General features: G+C 68.0%; 22 protein-coding genes. 16 read left to right on the top strand and 6 right to left on the bottom strand.

The window, feature by feature from the left end:
- Positions 1-7: 7 nt before the first annotated feature.
- The 4 genes from KIT86_RS02165 to smpB all read right to left on the bottom strand — a co-directional run bounded on the left by KIT86_RS02165 (position 8) and on the right by smpB (position 2,375).
- Complete coding sequence (locus tag KIT86_RS02165; RefSeq protein WP_297394612.1) at positions 8-823, bottom strand: anti-sigma factor; 816 nt, start codon at positions 821-823, stop codon at positions 8-10.
- A gap of 16 nt (positions 824-839) precedes the next feature.
- Entirely contained in the window at positions 840-1,373 is a 534-nt protein-coding gene (locus tag KIT86_RS02160; protein ID WP_297394610.1) for a sigma-70 family RNA polymerase sigma factor, read from the bottom strand.
- 39 nt (positions 1,374-1,412) lie between these two features.
- A complete protein-coding gene (locus tag KIT86_RS02155; RefSeq protein ID WP_297394607.1) occupies positions 1,413-1,790 on the bottom strand; it encodes a hypothetical protein in 378 nt (125 codons plus the stop codon).
- A gap of 90 nt (positions 1,791-1,880) precedes the next feature.
- A complete protein-coding gene (gene smpB / locus KIT86_RS02150; RefSeq protein WP_297394605.1) occupies positions 1,881-2,375 on the bottom strand; it encodes an SsrA-binding protein SmpB in 495 nt (164 codons plus the stop codon).
- Positions 2,376-2,423: 48 nt separating this feature from the next.
- On the opposite strand from smpB, the gene KIT86_RS02145 reads away from it, so the two are divergent.
- Positions 2,424-2,870, top strand: a complete 447-nt coding sequence (locus KIT86_RS02145) for a type II toxin-antitoxin system RatA family toxin (protein WP_297394603.1) — start codon at positions 2,424-2,426, stop codon at positions 2,868-2,870.
- Positions 2,871-2,877: 7 nt separating this feature from the next.
- On the top strand, positions 2,878-3,207 hold the full coding sequence (locus KIT86_RS02140; protein WP_297394599.1) for an RnfH family protein: 330 nt from the start codon (positions 2,878-2,880) through the stop codon (positions 3,205-3,207).
- On the opposite strand, the gene KIT86_RS02135 is transcribed toward KIT86_RS02140, so the two are convergent.
- Complete coding sequence (locus tag KIT86_RS02135) at positions 3,201-3,656, bottom strand: DUF4124 domain-containing protein (RefSeq protein ID WP_367185408.1); 456 nt, start codon at positions 3,654-3,656, stop codon at positions 3,201-3,203. The two genes, KIT86_RS02140 and KIT86_RS02135, sit on opposite strands and share 7 nt — an antisense overlap.
- 289 nt (positions 3,657-3,945) lie before the next feature.
- Here KIT86_RS02135 and guaB point away from each other — a divergent pair, with 289 nt between their 5' ends.
- Positions 3,946-5,415, top strand: a complete 1,470-nt coding sequence (gene guaB, locus KIT86_RS02130; protein ID WP_297394594.1) for an IMP dehydrogenase — start codon at positions 3,946-3,948, stop codon at positions 5,413-5,415.
- A 70-nt stretch (positions 5,416-5,485) separates the two neighbouring features.
- Positions 5,486-7,102 carry a glutamine-hydrolyzing GMP synthase gene (gene guaA, locus KIT86_RS02125; RefSeq protein WP_297394591.1) on the top strand — a complete coding sequence of 539 codons (1,617 nt, stop codon included), beginning with the start codon at positions 5,486-5,488 and terminating at the stop codon, positions 7,100-7,102.
- A gap of 86 nt (positions 7,103-7,188) precedes the next feature.
- Here guaA and KIT86_RS02120 read toward each other — a convergent pair whose 3' ends face one another.
- Positions 7,189-8,235, bottom strand: a complete 1,047-nt coding sequence (locus KIT86_RS02120) for a LacI family DNA-binding transcriptional regulator (RefSeq protein WP_297394589.1) — start codon at positions 8,233-8,235, stop codon at positions 7,189-7,191.
- A 159-nt stretch (positions 8,236-8,394) separates the two neighbouring features.
- Between KIT86_RS02120 and KIT86_RS02115 the strand changes: the two genes are divergently transcribed.
- From KIT86_RS02115 to KIT86_RS02060, 12 genes are all read left to right on the top strand, one after another.
- Positions 8,395-9,276: a tripartite tricarboxylate transporter substrate binding protein gene (locus KIT86_RS02115; protein ID WP_297394586.1), complete on the top strand. Its 882-nt coding sequence runs from the start codon at positions 8,395-8,397 to the stop codon at positions 9,274-9,276.
- A 141-nt stretch (positions 9,277-9,417) separates the two neighbouring features.
- A complete protein-coding gene (locus KIT86_RS02110; RefSeq protein WP_297394583.1) occupies positions 9,418-10,806 on the top strand; it encodes an ATP-binding protein in 1,389 nt (462 codons plus the stop codon).
- 22 nt (positions 10,807-10,828) lie between these two features.
- Positions 10,829-11,203, top strand: a complete 375-nt coding sequence (locus KIT86_RS02105; RefSeq protein ID WP_297394580.1) for a hypothetical protein — start codon at positions 10,829-10,831, stop codon at positions 11,201-11,203.
- A gap of 7 nt (positions 11,204-11,210) precedes the next feature.
- The gene (locus KIT86_RS02100; RefSeq protein WP_297394577.1) at positions 11,211-11,591 is read left to right on the top strand and encodes a response regulator; all 381 of its coding nucleotides are present in this window, start codon (positions 11,211-11,213) and stop codon (positions 11,589-11,591) included.
- The gene (locus tag KIT86_RS02095) at positions 11,588-12,070 is read left to right on the top strand and encodes an ATP-binding protein (RefSeq protein ID WP_297394574.1); all 483 of its coding nucleotides are present in this window, start codon (positions 11,588-11,590) and stop codon (positions 12,068-12,070) included. The genes KIT86_RS02100 and KIT86_RS02095 overlap by 4 nt, the downstream gene beginning before the upstream one ends.
- Positions 12,067-12,864 (top strand): anti-sigma factor antagonist, encoded by a 798-nt coding sequence (locus KIT86_RS02090; RefSeq protein ID WP_297394572.1) that lies wholly within the window; start codon positions 12,067-12,069, stop codon positions 12,862-12,864. Before KIT86_RS02095 ends, KIT86_RS02090 begins: the two co-directional genes overlap by 4 nt.
- Positions 12,861-13,754, top strand: a complete 894-nt coding sequence (locus KIT86_RS02085; protein WP_297394571.1) for a patatin-like phospholipase family protein — start codon at positions 12,861-12,863, stop codon at positions 13,752-13,754. The genes KIT86_RS02090 and KIT86_RS02085 overlap by 4 nt, the downstream gene beginning before the upstream one ends.
- Positions 13,735-14,943, top strand: coding sequence for a SpoIIE family protein phosphatase (locus KIT86_RS02080; protein ID WP_297394568.1), 1,209 nt, complete (start codon positions 13,735-13,737; stop codon positions 14,941-14,943). Before KIT86_RS02085 ends, KIT86_RS02080 begins: the two co-directional genes overlap by 20 nt.
- A gap of 26 nt (positions 14,944-14,969) precedes the next feature.
- Positions 14,970-15,443, top strand: a complete 474-nt coding sequence (locus tag KIT86_RS02075) for a GNAT family N-acetyltransferase (protein ID WP_297394566.1) — start codon at positions 14,970-14,972, stop codon at positions 15,441-15,443.
- A 121-nt stretch (positions 15,444-15,564) separates the two neighbouring features.
- The gene (locus tag KIT86_RS02070) at positions 15,565-16,092 is read left to right on the top strand and encodes a hypothetical protein (RefSeq protein WP_297394563.1); all 528 of its coding nucleotides are present in this window, start codon (positions 15,565-15,567) and stop codon (positions 16,090-16,092) included.
- Between the two features lie 6 nt (positions 16,093-16,098).
- The gene (locus tag KIT86_RS02065) at positions 16,099-17,148 is read left to right on the top strand and encodes an OmpA family protein (RefSeq protein WP_297394561.1); all 1,050 of its coding nucleotides are present in this window, start codon (positions 16,099-16,101) and stop codon (positions 17,146-17,148) included.
- Positions 17,145-17,903 (top strand): FkbM family methyltransferase, encoded by a 759-nt coding sequence (locus KIT86_RS02060; protein WP_297394558.1) that lies wholly within the window; start codon positions 17,145-17,147, stop codon positions 17,901-17,903. Before KIT86_RS02065 ends, KIT86_RS02060 begins: the two co-directional genes overlap by 4 nt.
- Position 17,904: the final 1 nt, after the last annotated feature.

Genomic DNA, 17,904 nt, shown 5'->3' with positions numbered 1-17,904 from the left:
CAGCCGCTCAGAGTTGCCGGTACACGGCTTCGGCCAGGGCCATGAGCGCATCGCGGCTCAGCGGGCCGCTCAGGGCGTAGCCGAAACCCTGGTCCACCCAGTAGAAGCCAGGCACCGGCCCTTCCTGAGCGAAACGGAAGGCGGTTTCCCCACCCGCCTCGGTGGGTTCCGTGGTCGGGAAGAGGGCACCCAGGTACAAGGTGACGCGCACACCCTGGGCGTTCTGGAACATGAACTGCGCGCGCGCACCCTGGTCGCCGGGCAGGAGGCGTCCACCGACGAGTTCGTAGCCCTGGGCGTCGAGGCGCGGCACCTTGAGCGCCTTGCCCGTGCGGCGCGACAGCCATTGCACCAGGTGCTCCTGATCTCCGGCGCCGACCTCCACCGGGTGTCGCTTCTCCGGCGAGTACACCGCGTGGGCGACCGATGCATCGCGCGCGAAGGCGGTCAGAGGAGCCGATGGGGCAGATGCCGTTGCGCCTTCGTTCGGCCATTCGTGGTTCGACAAGCGGCCGACACCGAAGGCCAGGACGATGCCAGCGGCCATGCCGCCCCAGCGCCACCAACTCGATACGCGGGCCTGTGCATCGCTGGCGCGGTTCACGGCTTCCAGCATGCCAGGCGGCACAGGTGCCTGCAGCAGGCCGGCATGCAACTGGCGGATGGCGTCGCGCTGGGCTTGCCAGTGGGACAGGCGCTCGCGGCCGTGCGGATCGCCCTGCAGCCGATGCAGCAGCGCGTCCCGCTCGACGCCCTGCACCTGGCCATCGAGCAGGCGGTTGATCTCGGCATCGGTCAAGGGATGGGGGCGCGGGGTATCCATGGTCTTGCGGGCGGCGCTATTTCAGACGCCTTAGGTGAGAGGGTGCATAGGCATCGGGCGGCACACTCTGGGGCGCAGCGCTCATCAATGCCTGCAGGCGGGTGCGGGCGCGCGACAGCCGCGACATCACCGTCCCGATCGGGCTGCCTGTGATGCGCGCCACCTGCTCGTAGCTCATGTCCTCCAGACTCACGAGCAACAGCACCACGCGTTGTTCTTCCGGCAGGCGCAACAGGCAGCGCTGCAGGTCCAAGGCCAGGTCTTGCGCGGCGTCCGGTGCCACCAGCTCCGCCGCCACCTCGTCCGGGTCCACCGGCAGGCCAACGCCTTCGCGGCGTTGTGTCCGGCGCAAGCCGCTGACATGCAGGTTGTGCATGAGGGTGAACAGCCAGGCCCGCAGATCCGTGCCCACCGTCCAAAGCCGCCATTTGGCGCAGGCGCGCTCCAGCGTGTCCTGCACCAGATCATCGGCGGCCCACGGGTCTGCGGTGAGCGCGCGCGCGTAGCGGCGCAGTCCCGGAATCTGGTCGATCAGCGCGGCGCGTTTCATGTCCTGGCGCGTGTGCAGCCGGGGTGGGCAGGGTGGAGCTCAGGGTTTGGCGGTGCGCCAGACGTTGTTGAAGCCATCGCCCGTGCGGTCACCGGGCTTGCTGTCCTTGGCCCAGAAATACAGCGGCTTGCCCTTCAGGGCCCATTGCTTCTGGCCGTCGTCGCGCGTGATCACGGTGTAGTCGCCATGGCCCTTGTCGCTCGCACCGGCCAGCAGCGGCGGCCAGTTGGTGGCGCAGGGCCCATTGCAGACCGACTTGCCACTGCCCGCCACGTCGCGGTCAAAGGTGTAGAGGGTCATGCGGTTGGGGCCGACCAGCACGCCATCGCTGGCCATGGCGGGGGCCGGGGCGGACGACATCGAGGCACAGCCACCCAGCAGGGCAGCTGCCAGGGTCAGAGGAATCAGGCATTTCATGGCGTTCTCCATTGAAGGTAGGGGCAGACAGGCTCTGCACAGGGATGAACGCCGGCCCGCGCGGGTTTATTCCCGCGCCGCGAAGAAAAATCAGCGGCTGCGCGACTTCATCGCGCGCTCGACCTCGCGCTTGCCTTCGCGGTCCTTGATGGTGTCTCGTTTGTCGTGTTCGGCCTTGCCCCTGCCCAGCGCGATCTCGCATTTCACCTTGCCCGTTTTCCAGTGCAGGTTCAGCGGTACCAGGGCATAACCCTTTTGCTCGACCTTGCCGACCAGGCGACGGATCTGCTCCTTGTGCAGCAGCAGCTTCTTGGTGCGCACCGAGTCCGGGCTCACGTGGGATGAGGCTGTGTGCAGCGGATTGATCTGACAGCCGATGAGGAACAGCTCGCCTTCGCGAATCACCACATAGCCGTCGGTGAGCTGCACCTTGCCCTCGCGCAGCGCCTTGACCTCCCAGCCCTCCAGCACCATGCCCGCCTCGAAGCGTTCCTCGATCGCGTAGTTGAAGAGCGCCTTGCGGTTCTCGGCGATGCGGCTGTCAACGCCTTTGGTGGAAGATTCTTTGCTGCTTTTGGTGGACATGAAGCGGAAGGTGTGGCCGTTTCAGGCCAATACAATGAGTTGGATTGTATGAAAACCATTCACAAGTCCGTTTTGCTCTGGCACAGCGCGCATGAAATGTTCGCGCTGGTCACCGATATCGAACGCTATCCTCAGTTCCTGCCGTGGTGCGACCAGGGCGAGGTGCTGGAACAGGACGACGCCGGCATGGTGGCGCGCGTGGGCATTGCCATCAGCGGCCTGCGCCAGAGCTTTACCACCCGCAACACGCACGAGGCCGACCGCAAGGTGCACATGGCGCTGGTCGACGGCCCGTTCTCCCAGCTCGATGGCGTGTGGGAGTTCACCCCCCTGGGCAACGGCGATCAGCGCGCCTGCAAGGTCGATTTCAAACTGAGTTACGGCTTTGCCAGCTCGGCCCTGGCCGCGCTGGTCGGCCCGGTGTTCGACAAGATTGCCGGCAACCTGGTCGATGCTTTCGTCAAGCGGGCCGATCAAGTGCACGGTGCGGACTGACGCCGCCATGAAGGTCACGCTGATGCACGCTCCGGCCCCGCGCAAGGTCGTGGAAACCTCGCTGGACGCGCCCGAGGGTTGCACGCTGCGCGAGGCGCTCATGCAGGCCGGCTGGTTGCAGCGCTTCCCCGAGATGGACACCGGGTTGCTCACGCTCGGCGTCTGGGGGCGCAAGGCCGGCTGGGATCGCGTGCTGCGCGAGGGCGACCGGGTGGAGGTGGTGCGTGGGTTGCGGGTGGACCCGAAAGTGGCCCGCCGCGAACGTTTCATGGGGCAGGGCGCCCGCTCCACGGGCCTGTTCGCCCGTCGGCGCCCAGGGTCGAAGGCCGGTTACTGAGGCTTGGCCTTGGGCATCGGCCCGCAATCGCTGCGCATCACGTCGTCCAGCCGCTTGGTCTCGGCGGCTCTGGCCTTGTCGTCCATGATCTCGCGCTCACCCTTGGCGTTGGTCGTGGCCACACGCACACCGGTATCCAGCGTGGCCTTGGCCTGTCGGGCGCGGTTGCAGTTCTCGGCCCGCGCCTGTGCGATGCGCTGCTCCTCGGCCTTCTGCCGGTTGGCTTCGGCCTGTTCAGCCTGCTTCTTCTTGGCCTCGAGTTCCTTGTCGACTGTGGGCAGCTGAGGAGCCGCAGCCTGCGGCGGCGCACCCGCCGGCGCCACCGCGCCGGTCTCGGCATTGGCGGGAGCGGCCGCTGCTGGCGCGGGCATCGGGGCATTGCCGCCGCCAGGGCGCTTGAGGATGTTCTTGTCCGGCACGCTGGCCGGCGGCGCGGTGTCACTGAACACCTTGCGATCGCCTTCCTTCCAGACCCACTGCGCGGACACAACCGAACAGGCCAGCAGCAGGAATCCCGCCGCCAGAGGGGCTCGCCAGGACGGCTTCGAAAGGCGATTTTTAGGCATTGGCGGAGTTTAGCGGCGGGCCCTTGCCCGCACCGTGGCTTCTGCGGTTTTATCGACCACAAGCCGCAGGAGCGGTAGCTTTTCGAGGCTGAGCGGTACCCGGGGTGGGGCGGGCCGTGCGGGTTTGCCCGAAGGTCGGCCGGCTACAATCGACGCTTTTGGAGCTTTACCCATGCGCCTCCTCGGCAAAGCGCTCACCTTCGACGACGTGTTGCTGGTGCCAGCGTACTCCCAGGTCCTGCCCAAGGACGCCTCGCTTGCCACCCAGTTCTCCCGCAACATCCAGTTGAATCTGCCCCTGGTCTCCGCGGCCATGGACACCGTCACGGAAGCCCGCCTGGCGATCGCCATCGCCCAGGAAGGCGGCATCGGCATCGTTCACAAGAACCTCACGGCGCAGGAACAGGCGGCCCATGTGGCCAAGGTCAAGCGCTACGAGTCGGGCGTGCTGCGCGACCCGGTGGTGATTTCTCCCCAGACCACGATCCGCCAGGTCATGAAACTCTCGGACGACCTGGGTGTCTCCGGTTTTCCCGTCGTCGACGCGGGCAAGGTCGTGGGCATCGTCACGGGCCGCGACCTGCGCTTCGAGACCCGTTACGACCTGCCGGTCAGCGAGATCATGACCCCGCGTGAGCGCCTGGTCACCATGCCCGACGGCACCACGCCCGCCGAGGCCAAGAAGCTGCTCAACAAGCACAAGCTGGAGCGCCTGCTGCTCGTGAACGATGCCTTCGAGCTCAAGGGCCTGATCACGGTGAAAGACATCACCAAGCAGCTCAACTTCCCCAACGCCGCGCGAGACGCCGCTGGCCGGCTGCGCGTGGGCGCGGCGGTGGGCGTGGGCGAGGGCACCGAAGAGCGGGTGGAAGCGCTCGTCAAGGCTGGCGTGGACGCCATCGTGGTCGACACCGCCCACGGCCACAGCAAGGGCGTGATCGACCGCGTGCGCTGGGTCAAGCAAAACTACCCGCAGATCGACGTGATCGGCGGCAACATCGCCACCGGCGCCGCCGCCCTGGCGCTGGTGGAAGCCGGCGCCGACGCCGTCAAGGTCGGCATCGGCCCGGGCTCGATCTGCACCACCCGCATCGTTGCTGGCGTGGGCGTGCCCCAGATCATGGCCATCGACAACGTGGCCACCGCGCTGCGGGGCACGGGCGTGCCGATGATTGCCGACGGCGGCATCCGCTACAGCGGCGACATCGCCAAGGCCATTGCGGCCGGCGCCAACACCGTGATGATGGGCGGCATGTTCGCCGGTACCGAAGAGGCGCCGGGCGAGATCGTGCTCTACCAGGGCCGCAGCTACAAGAGCTACCGGGGCATGGGCTCCATCGGCGCCATGCAGCAGGGCAGTGCCGACCGCTACTTCCAGGAAAGCAGCACCGGCAACCCCAACGCCGACAAGCTGGTGCCCGAGGGCATCGAAGGCCGCGTGCCCTACAAGGGTTCGGTGGTGTCCATCATCTTCCAGATGGCCGGTGGGCTGCGCGCGGCCATGGGCTACTGCGGTTGCCCGAGCATCGAGGACATGCGCGACAAGGCCGAGTTCGTCGAGATCACCTCGGCCGGCATCCGCGAGAGCCACGTGCACGACGTGCAGATCACCAAGGAAGCCCCGAACTACCGGGCGGAATAAGACTCTCCGCCCAGCAGGCCGTCCAGCGAGACGGCCTTTTTGTTTTTCTCGCCGCACCCACCTAAACCCCATGCAGCACCAGAAAATCCTCATCCTTGATTTCGGTTCCCAGGTCACCCAGCTGATTGCCCGCCGCGTGCGCGAAGCGCACGTGTACTGCGAAGTGCACCCCTGCGACGTCAGCAGCGAGTGGGTGCGCGAGTTTGCCGCCGATGGACAGCTCAAGGGCGTGATCCTCTCCGGCAGCCACGCCAGTGTGTACGAGGTGGACGACAAGGCGCCCGAGGCGGTCTACGAGCTGGGCATTCCGGTGCTGGGCATCTGCTACGGCATGCAGACCATGGCGCAGCAGCTGGGCGGCAAGGTGGAAGGCTCGCACACGCGCGAGTTCGGCTACGCGGAAGTGCGCGCCCGGGGCCACACCGCGCTGCTCAAGAACATCGCCGACTTCACCACGCCCGAAGGCCACGGCATGCTCAAGGTGTGGATGAGCCACGGCGACAAGGTCACAGAGCTGCCTCCTGGCTTCAAGCTCATGGCCAGCACGCCGAGCTGCCCGATCGCTGGCATGGCGGACGAGGAGCGGCGTTTCTATGCGGTGCAGTTCCACCCCGAGGTCACGCACACCGTGCAGGGCAGGGCGCTGCTGGAGCGCTTCGTGCTGGAGATCTGTGGCACCAACCCCGACTGGGTGATGCGCGACCACATCGCCGAGGCGGTCGAGAAGATCCGCCAGCAGGTGGGTGACGAGGAAGTCATCCTGGGTCTCTCGGGCGGGGTGGACTCCTCCGTCGCGGCGGCGCTGATCCATCGCGCCATCGGCGACCAGCTCACCTGCGTGTTCGTCGACCACGGCCTGTTGCGCCTGAACGAAGGCGACATGGTGATGGACATGTTTGTCGGCAAGCTGCACGCCAAGGTGATCCGGGTGGACGCGGCCGACCAGTTCCTGGGCCACCTTGCGGGCGTGGCCGATCCGGAGGCCAAGCGCAAGATCATCGGCCGCGAATTCGTCGAGGTGTTCAAGGCCGAAGCCGCCAAACTCATTGCAAGTGGTGCTTCAACAAAAGGCGCCAAGTGGTTGGCACAAGGCACTATTTACCCTGATGTGATCGAATCGGGCGGTGCCAAGAGCAAGAAGGCCGTGACCATCAAGAGCCATCACAACGTGGGCGGCCTGCCTGAGCAGCTCGGCCTGAAGCTGCTCGAACCTTTGCGCGACCTCTTCAAGGATGAGGTTCGCGAACTGGGCGTGGCCTTGGGCCTGCCGCACGACATGGTCTACCGCCACCCCTTCCCGGGCCCGGGCCTGGGCGTGCGCATCCTGGGCGAGGTCAAGAAGGAGTATGCCGACCTGCTGCGCCGGGCCGACGCGATCTTCATCGAGGAATTGCGCTCCACCGTCGACCCGCACAGCGGCAAGACCTGGTACGAACTCACCAGCCAGGCCTTCACCGTGTTCCTGCCCGTCAAGAGCGTGGGCGTGATGGGCGATGGCCGCACCTACGACTACGTGGTGGCGCTGCGCGCGGTGCAGACCAGCGACTTCATGACCGCCGACTGGGCCGAGCTGCCCTACGCGCTGCTCAAGAAGGTCAGCGGCCGCATCATCAACGAGGTGCGCGGCATCAACCGCGTGACCTACGACGTGAGCTCCAAGCCGCCGGCGACCATCGAGTGGGAATGACACCCTGTCAAAGTTCATCTGAAACATGAAAAACCCCCTGCAGGGCATTGATCTGCAGGGGGTTTCTTTCCATCGAGCGAGGGGCGTCAGGCCGACTCGCGCAGCACGAGCTCAAAAGGCAATTCGAAATTGCGGCCCGGCTCGGCCGCGTCGGCCCCGTCGAGCCGCCCGATGAGCAGCTCGGCCGCCATGCGGCCGATCGACAGTTCGGATCGTCGCACCGTGGTCAGGGGCGGCTGCAGCAGCTGGGCCGAGGGAATGTCATCGAAGCCCGCCACGGCCACGTCCTCGGGAACGCGCAGCCCCGCCTCGCGCAGGGCTGACAGGGCGCCAATGGCCAGCAGGTCGTTGGCGGCGAAGACGGCGCTGCATCGGAAGTCGTTGCCGGCCAGTTCGGCCGCCATCGCGCGTGCACCGGCGGCCTGGGTGAAATCGTCGGCGGCGATGGTGCGGGCGCTCAGCCCCGCCTGCCGCATCGCAGACCGGAAGCCGCGCTGCCGCTCCGCGCCCGGGCCGAGCGCGGCGCACAGCAGGGCGATGCGCCGGTGGCCCTTGTCGATCAGGGCCTGCGTCATCGCCTGCGCCGCCGCCGCGTTGTTGATGTAGAGCTTGTCGATGGCGCGCGAGGGCTTGTGCGCCTGGCTTTCGATCTGTACGACGGCGAGGCGTCCCCGCGTGGCCTTGAGCAGGTCGGCTTCCTGCACATGGAAGAAAACAGCCATCACGCCGTCCACATGCCCTTGCGACAGCCATTGAAGCGCCCGCTGCTCGCGCTCAGGCGTGCCATCGGTGTCGAAAATCATGGTGTCGTAGCCGGCCGCATCGGCGGCGGACTGGAACCCGCGGATCAAGGCCGGGTAGGTCGGGTTGGTGATGTCGGGAACGATGCAGGCCAGCGTGCGCGTGCGCGCGGACTGCAGATTGCGGGCCATCCGGTTGGGCACGTAGCCCAGACGTCGGGCCGCCTGCTGGATGCGTTCGCGTGCTTCGGCGGACACCGTGGACGGCTCCACCCCATTGAGCACCAGGGACACGGAGGTTTGCGACAGGCCGGTGGCCAGGGCAATGTCGCGCTGCGTCGGCCGCTTCAGGGGCGCCGGTGGCGCTGAGGGGCCATTGGTGGGCTTCTTCATGTCGGGTTGCCATCCATAATGCGTATTGCTATTTTTGCATGCCATGCTCCCATGAATCCCTCGCGCCGCGCATTCGCCCTCTCTGGCATGAGCGCAGCCTCGCTTGCCGCAGTGCCATGCGTCGGCGCTCTGGCCCGTGCGCAGCCGCTCAGCGTCTTGGTGGCACAACCCGCTGGCGGCGTGACGGATGCCTTTGCCCGCGCCCTGGCCCCGGCGCTGGGTCGCGGACTCGGCCGTGTGCCAGTGGTGGAGAACGTCACCGGTGCCAGCGGCTCCATCGCGGCCAACCGCCTGCTGGCGGCCGCGCACGACGGCTCCACGCTCTTCATCGGGTCGCCCTCGGAGACCGTGCTGGCGCCGCTGACGCTGCGCGCCGTGCGCTACAGGCCGAGTGACTTCCGGCTGCTGGGTCTCGTCAACGATTCGCCGCTGGCGCTGTACGCGCGCACCGGGCTGCAGGCCGACAACCTGGACGCACTCGTCGCCCTGGCGCGGCAAGGGGGCGAGCGGCCCTTGAGCTATGGCAGCACAGGGCAGGGCTCGCTGTTTCACCTGGTGACGGAAATGCTGTTGTCCAGCGCCGGCATCCAGGCCACACACGTGCCCTACCGCGGCGGCATGCCCATGCTGGCCGACCTGCGCAGCGGCGCCATCGATTTCACAGTGCTGCCTGTGGACGCCTTGCTGGGCAGCCTGGTGGCCGAGGGCCGCATGAAGGTGCTCGGCGTGTCGTCCGCGCAGCGGCTGGGTCGATTCCCCGCTGCCCCGACCTTTGACGAAAGCGGGTTGGCGCCCGGCCTGGGTCATCCCAGCATCTGGGTCGGCGTGCTTGTGCCCGCCGCGATGGACCAAGGTCTCAGCGCGCGCCTGCACCAGGTCGTGGTGCAGGCGTTGGGGAGCGCCGAGGTGGGCCATGCCGTCCAGGCCGTCGGCGGGCGTGTGCCGCCCCGCCTGTCGCTGCCACAGGCCGAGCGCTTCTACGCGGCAGACGCGGTGAAGTTGCAGGCCCTCGCCCAGGCCGCGCGCGTCAAGCCCCTGTAAACCCCGCACCGCTTCGAGTTCCGACGATTCGATCGAACTGAATTGATCGTCGTTTGAATATAATACGTATTACAATGACGATTGACCCCTGTCAATTGCAGGGTGGGGAGGGTTTCGCTTCATGAACCACAGGGCTTCGCGGTGAGCACGGTCTCGCCAGAACTATCGGCAGCCGAGCCGGCGCCGCGCGTGCACCCCACCGTGCGGCTGGACTACGGCCTGCGCATCGGCGGGCACGGCTTCTGCGCCGCCGTGGCACTGTCCGTGCTGCAACTGCGGCCCATCGCTGTCGGCACCCTCGCGCTGATCTGCTCCGTCGCCTTGCTGTGGCCGCACCTGGCGTACGCGATCGCCAGCCGCTCGCGCGACAGCAAGGGGGCGGAGCAGCGCAATCTGCTGGTGGACAGCTTCCTGATGGGCGCGTTCAGTTTGCTCAGCGGTCTGGACTTGTGGATTGGCGTGGTGGCGTTCACGGCCATCAACGCGGCCAACCTCAGCATTGGCGGGCTTCGCCTGGGCCTGATGGGCACCGGCTGCTTCCTGTTGGGCGTGCTGGTCGCGGGGGCGGGCGCGGGCTTCGAAGTGCTGCCGGTGTCGCTGCTGGCGCAGGCCATGACGGCGCTGGCCGTGGTGGCCTACACCGCCGCATTCGGCTTGGCCTCCCATTTCCAGACCCGCCAGGCCATTGGTGCCAAGCGGGAGCTCGGCGCGCGCAACGAGGTCATCGAGCAACAGAAGCGGGATCTGGAGCTGTCGCGGCTGGCGGCCGAGCAGGCGAGGGAGCAGGCAGAAGCCGCCAACCGCACCAAGAGCGCATTCCTGGCCAACATGAGCCACGAGCTGCGCACGCCGCTCAACGCCGTCATTGGTTACACCGAGATGCTGGAGGAAGACTTCTCGGACCGGGGTGCGTTCGAGGCCGAGCTGGCCGATCTCGGCCGCATCAAGGGCGCCGCGCGGCATTTGCTGCAGATGATCAACGACGTGCTTGACCTCTCGAAGATTGAGGCCGGCAAGATCGAACTGCACGTCGAGTCCTTTGAACTGGCCGAGCTGCTGGATCAGGTGGTCTCGACCACCCAGCCCCTGCTGGCCACCAACCGCAACACCTTGCAGGTGCAATGCGCGCAGGGCCCGGACCGCATGCAGTCCGACCTGACCAAGCTGCGGCAGGTGTTGATCAACCTGGTGTCGAACGCGGCCAAGTTCACCCAGGACGGGCGCATCCTCATCGAAACGAACCGAGGGCAGGACGAGCAGGGCGGCGCTCTGGTGGTGTTCGAGGTCCGCGACACCGGCATCGGCATGACCCCTTCCCAACTGGGCCGGCTGTTCCAGCCTTTCGTGCAGGCCGATGCCGAGACCACACGCAAGTACGGTGGAACCGGCCTGGGCCTGGCCATCAGCCGCCGGCTGTGCCGGCTGATGGGCGGCGACGTGACCGCCACCAGCACGCCGGGCGAGGGCAGTCTGTTTCGCGCGACCGTGGCCGCCCAGCTGCCCCTGGCCAAAACCTGCGCCACCGATTGACCCACCAGAACTGGAGACCCCCATGCCCAAGATAGCCCACTGGTACTTCCGGACCGCCATCTGCTTCCTGATCGCCGGCATCCTCATCGGCCTGCACATGTCGATGACGCAGAACCACGCGGCGGTGGGCGCCCACGCGCACATCAACCTGCTCGGCTGGGTGACGATGGGGCTGTTCGGCGCGTTTCACGCCCTCAATCCCCTCGGGGCGGGGACGCGCCTGGCCAAGCTGCAGTACGGGATCTACACCGGCGGCGTGGTGGTGATGGCCCCCGCGCTCTACCTGCTGTTGACCGGGCATCCCGCCTGGGAGCCGGTGGTCGCGCTGTCGTCCCTGGCGGTGTTCGTCGGCGTGCTGATGTTCGCCGCCATCGTTTTTCGCGCCCGGCCGGCCTGAACCGTCCATGCCCAGGATCCTGCTGGTCGAGGACAACGAACTCAACCGCGACATGCTGTCGCGGCGCTTGTTGCGGCGCGGCCATGAGGTGGTGATGGCCTTTGACGGGTCGCATGCCCTCATCGTCGCCGCGAGCACCCGCCCGGCGCTCATCCTGATGGACATGGGCCTGCCCGTCATGGACGGTTGGGAGGCCACGCGCCGCCTCAAGGCCCACCCCGAGCTGGGGGCCGTTCCGGTGATCGCGCTCACCGCGCATGCCATGGAAGGGGATCGCCAGCGAGCGCTGGACGCAGGTTGCGACGACTTCGACACCAAGCCGATCGAACTCGACCGCCTGCTGGGCAAGATCGATGCGCTGCTGGCGCGGATCGAGGGGCTGCCGTGACGGTGGCGCTGCCGCGCCTGGGGGAGACCCGGCGCCTGTACGGCGGGGTGCGCGTGAACTACCCGGTGCGCATCGGCGCGCACCTGGCCGCCGGCCTGCTGCTGGGCTCGGTCTTTGCCATGCAGCCGCCGCTCACGCTGTGGTGGGTGCTGGTGGTCAAGTTCACGGCCCAGGGGGAGGTTCGCTTGCGCGTCGACACGCACGAACGCGAGCCGGGCGCGCTGGCGCTTCGCTTCGAAGTGGAAGACACCGGCATCGGCCTCACCGCAGAGGAGATGGACCAGTTGTTCCAGCCTTTCCTGCAGGCCGACCAGCGCACCACGCGTGCCTTTGGCGGCAGCGGCCTGGGTCTGGTGATCAGCCGCCGCCTGTGCCGCCTGATGGGGGGCGACGTCGAGGTCGCCAGCACGCCCGGCCAGGGTTCTTGCTTCACCGCCTGGCTGCCCCAGCCGGTTCGCACCCTGGAGCCTGGCGCATGAGCCGCCTCGCGTGCCCGGCGGACCTGGCCCACCTGCCGGCGCTGCTGGCCCTGGTGACGGCGCTGTGCCAGCGCGAGCGCATCGACGGCGCCACCTGCCAGGACCTTCGCCTCATCGTCGAGGAGGCCTGCGTCAACGTCATGCGCCACGCCTATCCCGAAGGCGAGGCCGGAGCGCTCGCTCTGGAGGCGCGCATCGTGCAGGAGGGGCTTGTCCGCCGCGTTGTGATCACCCTGGAAGACCAGGGCCGTGCCTTCGACCCGCTTTCGGTGGCGCCCGCAGACACCTCGGCCGACGCCGAGGCCCGCGCACCCGGCGGTCTGGGCGTGCACCTGATCCGGCAGCTATCGCAGCGCCAGCACTACCAACGCCACCCGCACCTGGGCAATGTCTTCACCATCGAAAAAGACCTGCCGTTGCCCGCCATCCACCGAACCCAGGAGAACCCCTTGCAGATCACGCTCAACCCCCACGACAAGATCGCGGTGCTGGCCATCACCGGCAGCATCGACAGTCTCAACGCCGACGAGCTCAGCCAGCGCTTCTCGCAGGCCATGGATCAGGGCCATGTGCGCCTGGTCGCTGACTTCTCGCTCGTCAACTACACGAGCAGCGCCGGCCTGAGGTCCTTGCTGGGCGCCGTGAAAGCCTGCCGCCTCGCCGGTGGCGACCTGCGCGTGGCCGCCGTACAGCCCCATGTGAACCGGGTGCTGGAGATCGCCGGCTTCACCAGCATCCTCAACATCTTCCCCGACGTGCGCCACGCCGTGGAGAGCTTCGCGGAGGCCGCATGACGCCGCGCGCCGCGTTGACGACAGGCCCGGCGGTCACGCTGGTGATCGGCTCGGGCAGCGTCAAGTGCGCCGCCGCCATCGGTGTGGTCAAGGCACTGTCGGACGCGGGCATCGGCATCGAACGCGTCGTCGGCTGCAGTGGTGGGGCGCTGTTCGCGGCCGGTGTCGCCATGGGATTCGATGCCGCGACCATGGCCGACATCACCGTGCGCACGTGGACCCGCAAGATCACCGCCAAGCGCAACCACATGGGCTTTCTGCGCCTGCTCGCGCCCCGGCTGTTCGGCTTCCGGTCCGACAGCTTCGGCCTGCGCGACGACGCTCCCATGCTCGCGGCCTTTCGCAGCGTCTTCGGCCAGCAGCGCATCGAGGACACGCCCATCCCGCTGCACATCACCGCCACCGACTTCCTCAACGGCGAACTGGTGGACATCACCCGCGGCGATCTGGTCGAGGCGATCCGCGCCAGCGCCTCCCTGCCGCTGGCGTTCGCGCCGGTGAAACTCGGCGATCGCCTGCTGATCGACGGCTACATGGCCGACCCGCTTCCGGTCAGCGTGGCGATGAAAAACGGCGGCCGCGTGATCGTGGCGGTGGGCTTCGAAAGCCCTTACCAGAACAACATCCGCAGCGCAGGGCGCTTTGCTGCGCAGCTCAGCGCCATCCTGGCGAACAACCTGCTCAAGTCCCGCCTGGCTTTCCAGAGCGCGGCGCACCACGGCGAGATGATCCTGATCCTGCCGGAGTTCAAGCAGCGCGTGGGCCTGTTCGACACCGCCAAGGTGCCGTACCTGATCGAGGAAGGCGAGCAGGCCGCCCTGCAGCAACTGCCCTACCTCCATGCCCTGCTCGACGCAGAGCGCCAACGCCGTGAACCCATCTCGGCCTGAACCGATTCAGCCGCTGGAGCGGCCAATGCGCATCCTGGTGGTCGATGATCTCGCGCTCAACCGCGACCTGCTGGCGCGCCGCATCCAGCGGCTGGGCCATGAGGCCGGCATCGCCGTCAACGGACGCGATGCGCTCGACCAGCTCGGGCAGCAGGAGTGGGATCTGGTGCTGCTGGACATCACCATGCCCGAGATGGACGGCTACGAAACCCTCAGCCGCATCCGGGCCAGCCCGAAATCCGCTCAATTGCCCGTCGTGATGGTCTCGGCCATCGACGAAACCGAAAGCGTTGTGCGCTGCCTGGAACTGGGCGCCGACGACTACTTGCCCAAGCCCTTCAACCCGGTGGTGCTGCAGGCGCGCATCGAGTCCTCGCTGGCCAAGAAGCGCCTGCAGGACCACAAGAGCCAGCTGCTGCAGGCCCTCTCGCGCGAACTCCAGATCGGCCAGCGCATCCAGCAGGGCTTCCTGCCGATGGCGTTGCCCAGCGTGGCGGGCTGGTCACTGGGCGCGAGCTGCACGCCGGCCCGCCAGGTCGGCGGAGACTTCTACGACGCCTATGCATTGCCGGGCGGCGCGTTGGCCTGCGTGGTGGCCGACGTGTGTGACAAGGGCGTGGGCGCGGCGCTCTACATGGCGCTCTTTCGCACGCTGCTGCGCGCCCTGGCCACACAGGCAGCGACCGACGAACCGCTGCCGCAGACACTGGTGCGCAGCGTGGCCTTCGTCAACGATTACATCGCCACTGTGCACGGCCACGAGAACATGTTCGCCACCGTGTTCTTCGCACTGCTGGAGCCGGGCAGCGGGCGCATGCATTACCTCAATGCCGGCCATGAGGCGCCCTTCATCCAGCAGGCACCCACGGAGGCTGCGTTGCGGCTGGACGCCACCGGCCCGGCCGTGGGGCTGGAGGCCGGCCGTCGCTGCACCGTGCAGACCGTCTGCCTGCAGCCCGGTGCCCGGCTGCTCGTGTACACCGATGGGGCCAGCGACGCGCTCGGTGCGTCGGGGCCCCTGGGCGAGGCGGCCCTGGCGCAGGTGCTGGCGCGCGAATCCGGCTCGGCGCAGGCCCTGGTCGACGCCGCTTGCGCGCAGCTCGCGGCCCACGTGGGCAGCTTCGAGCCGCACGACGACGTGACGCTGTTTTGTCTGGCGCGCGAAGGCACGCGAAGGGCGGGTGGATGACGCCAAGCATTCGACCGCCTGTCTTCGTGCGCCGCGTTCGAATCGAAGACTCGCAAACCATGCAGGGCTTCGTGCTGGGGCTCAGCAGCGCATCGCGCCGCAACCGCTTTCACGGCAGCGTGAACGGAGCCTCGCCCAAGCTGATCGCTTACCTGGTCGACGCCGACGGCGTGCGCCACGCGGCCTGGGTGGCCTGCATCTGGGGCCCGGACGGCGAGGCCATCGTCGGCGAAGCGGGCTGGTATGTGGTCGATGCCGAACAGGGCAGCGCCGAGCTGGCCCTGAGCGTGCTCGACGGCTGGCAGGGCTCCGGCGTGGCCAGCCGCCTGATGACCACCCTCATCGCCGGCGCGCGCCAAGCCGGCCTGCGCCACCTTTACGGCGACGTGCTCGACGTCAACCTGCGCATGCTCGCCTTCATGCGAAAGCACGGCCTGGAGGCCGGTTTCGACGAGCCGCCCGACCGGGGCGTGGAGCGGGTCAGCTGCGTGTTGAGATAGCGTGCGCAGTCCGCGCGGTATGGGCATTTGCCAACGGAGGTGATATTCTGCGGCGGGCGGTGTCAGAGGCCCCGGCGGCCCGGGAACCCCGTGACTTCCAGTGCCTGAGGAGGGATGCGGAATGTCGATCCAATACACCTTCACGCCCTACGGCACCATCCAGATCCAGTGCGGGCAGGACTGGATTGAAGTCAAGCTCCCCGGCGGTGGCGGGGGCGGCGCCCGACCCGACGCCACCGCCAGCCCGCCACCGGCCGCCTCGCCAGCGGCATCCCCATCGCCCCCACCACCGCCTCGACCGCCCGCGCCCGAGCCGGCCACGCCGCCGGGGGTGATGTTCATCGAATCCAGCACGCAAGCGCCGTTTGACGCCCGGGATCTCTTCACGGTCGATGTGGTGGGCGTGGAGCGCTGGAAGCTCGCCGAATTCAAGGGCCTCGATCCCGAAAGCCTGGAGCGCCTGGTGCGACAGCGGGTGACGCGCGTCAAGCCCCTGCGCCTGGGCGCCATCAGGGTGCTGGACGTGGATGTCGGCACGATGTCGTCGCCCGATGCCAGCCATGAACTGGCCCGGCTGCAGAACTTGCTGAAAGAACCAGACCTGGGCCTGGACGTGCTGCGCTTCTGGCAGAACGACCCGCTGGAGTAGCGCGCCATGGCCGTCGCCGACCCCTATGCCGTCGCCAAGGCCAGCCTGCGCGACAACGTCAAGACCCTGATCGCGGTCTTCGGCGGCATCGCTGGCGTGCTGCTGGCAGGCGCGCCGTTTTCCGGCTACGGCGCGCTCGAACCGTTCAGCCCGCGCTGGATCGTGGCCTCGGTGGCCTTGCTGGCGTCGCTGCTGTTGCTGGGCTGGTCCGTGCGCCGCCTGCTGTTCGTGCTCACCCCCGATCTGGCCTACACCCATCTCCTGATCGACACCACCCAGGACGCCGAAATCCTCGCGGTGCAAGCCGAGTTCGCCCGGCGCAAGGAGGAGCTGCTGCCCAGGCGCGACCCCAACGACCCGAACAGCCCGCGCATCGACTCGTTGAGCCGCCTGATCGACGAGAAGCGCCAGGCCTGGGCGCACTACCAGGCCGACACCACGAAAGCCGATCGCAAGGAAGCATACGACCGACTCGCCGACGCGCTGGCGGCCATCAACCACTGGAGCGCGTTCACGCGCCTGCATGTGCGTGTGTCCAAAGGCACGGACACCGTCTTCTGGGCCGGTCTGGCGGCGATCGTCTTCATCGCCGTGTTCGCCGTGGCCTCCAACGCGCCCAAGCAGGACGCGGCCAGCGCGCCCACCGTCTACGTGGTGCTGCCGTCGAGCCCATCGCCAGTGGCCGCGGCCGATCCCTTGCCGGTGCTGCCGCCGCTGCTGTTCGCGAGCGGCAAGGCCGAACTCTCTGCGCAGGCTGTGGCCGACATCGACAAGGCCCGCGACCACCTGCGCGCGCACCCGGACGTGGGCATCCTGATCGTGGCCCACACCGACACCGTCGGGGGTGACGCGCTCAACGACGCGCTCGCCATGCGACGCGCCCGCAGCGTGGCCGAACTGCTGCGCGAGCAAGGCGGCATTGGGGCAGCGCGCATTTTCGTCGCGCCGCTGGCCAAGAAGGATCTCCCCGCGCTGACCGGGCAGGACACCGAGAAGGCGGCCAACCGGACCGTCAGGATGATCCTCATCCCCTTGCCACCTCAGCGCCCGAGATGAGCCGCGCGATCGACCGCCCGCTCGGCCTGCTGCGCTCTTTCCTGGTCTACCGCGCCATCCCCTGGCGCAGCGCCCAGCTGCGCCGTTTCTACCGCCGCTTTCTGCCAGCCGGAGGGCTGGCGTTCGACGTCGGCGCCCATGCCGGCAACCGCGTGGCCGCGTTTCGCCAACTCGGTGCGCGCGTGGTCGCGCTGGAGCCACAACCCGATTTCGTGCGGCTGCTGGGGCGCCGCTTCGGCCACGATGCGCAGGTGGCGCTGCTGCCGCAGGCCCTGGGCCGCGCGCCTGGCCAGGCCCGCCTGTTGGCCAGCCCGCGCACGCCCAGCGTGGCCACGCTCTCCACCGATTTCGTGCGGCGCGCGGGGGCGGCCCCGTCGTTTCGGCGGGTGCGCTGGGAAGCTGGGCCACTCGTGCCCGTGACCACGCTGGACGCGCTCATCGCCACGCATGGGCGGCCCGACTTCGTGAAGATCGATGTCGAGGGCTTCGAGCTGGAGGTGCTCATGGGCCTGAGCCAGCCCCTGCCGGCGCTGTCCTTCGAATTCGTGCCGGCCGTGCGCGACGTGGCGCTGGGCTGCATCGACCGGCTGGAAGCGTTGGCTGGGCCGGGGCGTTACCGCTATGCCGTGTCGCTGGGCGAGCAGCAGCGGCTGCTCAGGCCCGAAGGCGAGGGCGCCGGGGCCATGCGCGACTGGCTGCAGGCCCTGCCAGCGCATGCGCCCTCGGGCGACGTGCACGCCTGGCTCATGGCCTGAC

The sequence above is a fragment of the Hydrogenophaga sp. genome, from assembly GCF_026125825.1.
Lineage (GTDB): Bacteria > Pseudomonadota > Gammaproteobacteria > Burkholderiales > Burkholderiaceae_C > Hydrogenophaga.
The sequence above is the reverse complement of the archived record's forward strand: the minus strand, read 5'-3'. Positions and strand labels throughout refer to the sequence as shown.

What these genes read in the sequence shown, in the direction of transcription:
- KIT86_RS02165 (WP_297394612.1), bottom strand. Translation starts at nt 823, where the DNA reads ATGGATACCCCGCGCCCCCATCCCTTGACCGATGCCGAGATCAACCGC.
- KIT86_RS02070 (WP_297394563.1), top strand. Translation starts at nt 15,565, where the DNA reads ATGTCGATCCAATACACCTTCACGCCCTACGGCACCATCCAGATCCAG.
- KIT86_RS02140 (WP_297394599.1), top strand. Translation starts at nt 2,878, where the DNA reads ATGAAGGTCACGCTGATGCACGCTCCGGCCCCGCGCAAGGTCGTGGAA.
- smpB (WP_297394605.1), bottom strand. Translation starts at nt 2,375, where the DNA reads ATGTCCACCAAAAGCAGCAAAGAATCTTCCACCAAAGGCGTTGACAGC.
- KIT86_RS02145 (WP_297394603.1), top strand. Translation starts at nt 2,424, where the DNA reads ATGAAAACCATTCACAAGTCCGTTTTGCTCTGGCACAGCGCGCATGAA.
- KIT86_RS02155 (WP_297394607.1), bottom strand. Translation starts at nt 1,790, where the DNA reads ATGAAATGCCTGATTCCTCTGACCCTGGCAGCTGCCCTGCTGGGTGGC.
- guaB (WP_297394594.1), top strand. Translation starts at nt 3,946, where the DNA reads ATGCGCCTCCTCGGCAAAGCGCTCACCTTCGACGACGTGTTGCTGGTG.
- KIT86_RS02060 (WP_297394558.1), top strand. Translation starts at nt 17,145, where the DNA reads ATGAGCCGCGCGATCGACCGCCCGCTCGGCCTGCTGCGCTCTTTCCTG.
- KIT86_RS02065 (WP_297394561.1), top strand. Translation starts at nt 16,099, where the DNA reads ATGGCCGTCGCCGACCCCTATGCCGTCGCCAAGGCCAGCCTGCGCGAC.
- KIT86_RS02090 (WP_297394572.1), top strand. Translation starts at nt 12,067, where the DNA reads ATGAGCCGCCTCGCGTGCCCGGCGGACCTGGCCCACCTGCCGGCGCTG.
- KIT86_RS02160 (WP_297394610.1), bottom strand. Translation starts at nt 1,373, where the DNA reads ATGAAACGCGCCGCGCTGATCGACCAGATTCCGGGACTGCGCCGCTAC.
- KIT86_RS02100 (WP_297394577.1), top strand. Translation starts at nt 11,211, where the DNA reads ATGCCCAGGATCCTGCTGGTCGAGGACAACGAACTCAACCGCGACATG.
- KIT86_RS02105 (WP_297394580.1), top strand. Translation starts at nt 10,829, where the DNA reads ATGCCCAAGATAGCCCACTGGTACTTCCGGACCGCCATCTGCTTCCTG.
- guaA (WP_297394591.1), top strand. Translation starts at nt 5,486, where the DNA reads ATGCAGCACCAGAAAATCCTCATCCTTGATTTCGGTTCCCAGGTCACC.
- KIT86_RS02120 (WP_297394589.1), bottom strand. Translation starts at nt 8,235, where the DNA reads ATGAAGAAGCCCACCAATGGCCCCTCAGCGCCACCGGCGCCCCTGAAG.
- KIT86_RS02085 (WP_297394571.1), top strand. Translation starts at nt 12,861, where the DNA reads ATGACGCCGCGCGCCGCGTTGACGACAGGCCCGGCGGTCACGCTGGTG.